At 65.1% G+C, this 2,642-nt stretch carries 2 protein-coding genes and 1 pseudogene; all 3 read left to right on the plus strand.

Going from position 1 to position 2,642, the window contains the following annotated elements:
• The coding region (locus MOV75_RS33895) for a murein hydrolase activator EnvC (protein ID WP_247007516.1) at window positions 1-772 on the plus strand (772 nt) is incomplete at its 5' end.
• A complete protein-coding gene (locus tag MOV75_RS33900) occupies window positions 769-2,127 on the plus strand; it encodes a S41 family peptidase (protein WP_246930276.1) in 1,359 nt (452 codons plus the stop codon). The genes MOV75_RS33895 and MOV75_RS33900, both read left to right, overlap by 4 nt.
• Before the next feature lie 145 nt (window positions 2,128-2,272).
• Window positions 2,273-2,642 (plus strand): annotated as a pseudogene (locus tag MOV75_RS33905) (divergent polysaccharide deacetylase family protein); the annotation flags it as partial.

The following is a 2,642-nucleotide window of genomic DNA, read 5'->3' on the forward strand; positions in this document are numbered from 1 at the left end:
CATCGCCACCGAGCGCGACCAGCTCGCCTCTGACCGCGACCGGGTCCGCAGCGACCAGACCCGGCTCACCGCGCTCGTCGACGAGCGACAGCGCCAGCAGGCGGGGCGCGAAAAGGATCTCGACGCCGAGAATTCGCGCGCGATCATGCTTTCAAAGCAGGTCGGGGATCTCCAGGGGCTGATCACCAAGATGGAGCAGGACCTGCAAAGCGCCGCCAAGGCTGCCGAGAAGGCCGCCGAGGCGGCAAAGCTCGCCGAGGCCAAGGCGGCCGCCAGCGCCAAATCCGGCCCGGGCGCATTCAAGGACCGGTCCCGGACCACGCCGGCGATTGCCTTTGCCTCGGCCAGGGGTCTGCTGCCTCTTCCGGTTAACGGTAACAAGATCAGGGATTTTGGCGGTTCCGACGGGGTCGGCGGGGTCCAGAAGGGTATTTCGCTGGCGACCAAGCCCGGCTCCCAGGTCACGACGCCGTGTGACGGCTGGGTGGTCTATTCCGGCCCGTTCCGCAGCTATGGACAACTCTTGATCCTAAACGCCGGGGGCGGGTATCATGTCCTGATCGCCGGGATGGAGCGCATTTCGGTCAACATCGGACAGTTTGTGCTCACGGGGGAGCCGGTCGCGACCATGGGGTCGACCTCTCAGGTCGCTTCCATTCTCGCGACGAACGCGAGTCAACCTGTGCTGTATGTCGAGTTCCGTAAGGACGGCACTCCAATCGATCCAGGCCCATGGTGGGCCGCAAATGAAGGCGAGAAGGTTCGCGGATGATGCGCAAGACTTCAGTAATCCTCCTCAGCGCAGCCACCGGTGCGGCGCTGACGCTGTTCGTGACGCAGCCGCGCGCGGTGTTCATGGGCTCGAGCGCGCGAGCTGCCACCGCGGACACCTATCGCCAGCTCAATCTGTTCGGCGACGTCTTCGAGCGCGTGCGCTCCGACTATGTCGAGAAGCCCGACGACACCAAGCTGATCGAATCCGCCATCAGCGGCATGCTCACCGGCCTCGATCCGCATTCGAGCTACATGGACGCCAAGAGCTTCCGCGACATGCAGGTGCAGACCCGCGGTGAGTTCGGCGGCCTCGGCATCGAGGTCACGATGGAAGACGGCCTGATCAAGGTGGTCTCGCCGATCGACGACACGCCGGCTTCGCGCGCCGGTGTCATGGCCAACGACATCATCACCAATCTCGACGACGAGGCGGTGCAGGGCCTGACCCTGAACCAGGCGGTCGAGAAGATGCGCGGCCCGGTCAACACCAAGATCAAGCTCAAGATCATCCGCAAGGGCCAGGACAATCCGATCGACGTCACTCTGGTGCGCGACAACATCCGCGTCCGCTCGGTGCGCGCGCGTGTCGAGCAGGACGACATCGCCTATATCCGCATCACCACTTTCAACGAGCAGACCACCGAAGGCCTGAAGCGCGAGGTCGCCAACCTCTCGAATCAGATCGGCGACAAGCTCAAGGGCTACGTCATTGACCTCCGCAACAATCCGGGCGGCCTGCTCGAGGAAGCGGTCACCGTCTCCGACTCGTTCCTGGAGAAGGGCGAGATCGTGTCGACCCGCGGCCGCAATGCCGAGGAAACCCAGCGGCGCACCGCGCATTCGGGCGACCTCACCAAGGGCAAGCCGGTCATCGTGCTGGTCAATGGCGGCTCGGCTTCGGCGTCGGAAATCGTCGCCGGCGCGCTGCAGGACCACAAGCGCGCGACCATCGTCGGCACCCGCTCGTTCGGCAAGGGTTCGGTGCAGACCATCATTCCGCTCGGAAGCGGCAACGGTGCGCTGCGTCTGACCACCGCGCGCTATTACACGCCGTCGGGCAAGTCGATCCAGGCCAAGGGCATCGTGCCCGACATCGAAGTGCTGCAGGACGTGCCGGACGAGCTGAAGTCGCGCACCGACACCAAGGGCGAAGCCTCGCTGCGCGGCCATCTCAAGAACGACGGCGACGAGAAGACCGGCTCGCAGTCCTACGTCCCGCCGGACGCCAAGGACGACAAGGCGCTCAAGCTCGCCGACGATTTGCTCCACGGCATCAAGAACAGCGCCTCCGCCGCGCCCACTCCCGGCGGCGACAACAAGGCCACGACCGACAAGCCCAAGGCGGCGAACTAGGTCCTGGCATCGTAAGATCTGACGAAAAGGGCGGCTCCTGGAGCCGCCCTTTTTGCTTGCAACTCCTGGCATCCCCGGCCTATCCCGGCCTGCCGCCGCTTGACCTCGGCGTGGTATCGTCATTCGCAGTGATTCGGGATCGCGCATGACTGAAACGGCCGATGATCTGAGCGCCCCGCTCGGACAGGATAAGCCGCGCCGGAAACGCCGGCTGCGGCTGCCGTTCACGGCCATGCAGCTGCTCGCCGTCCTGCTCGGACTGTTCCTGGTTACCTTTGTCGGCTTCGCCATCTTCAACAAGGATCCGCTCGGCGGCGAGCCGATGACGCGGATCGCGCTCAAGCCGATGGACAAGGCATCGGACGAGAAGCCCGCCGCCACAGGCCATGGGCCCGAAACCAGGCAAGAGGGCAAGCACGAGACCAACGAAGCGCCGAAGCAGGCCGCTCCCGGCGAGCAGAAGACCGTCACCATGATCGACGGCTCCACCGGCGCGCGCCACGACGTGGTGGTCG

Source organism: Bradyrhizobium sp. PRIMUS42, assembly GCF_023006515.1.
In the GTDB taxonomy this organism is placed as follows: Bacteria; Pseudomonadota; Alphaproteobacteria; order Rhizobiales; family Xanthobacteraceae; genus Bradyrhizobium.

Excerpts from the sequence above, each read along its gene's own strand:
- MOV75_RS33900 (WP_246930276.1), top strand. The coding sequence starts at position 769 with ATGATGCGCAAGACTTCAGTAATCCTCCTCAGCGCAGCCACCGGTGCG.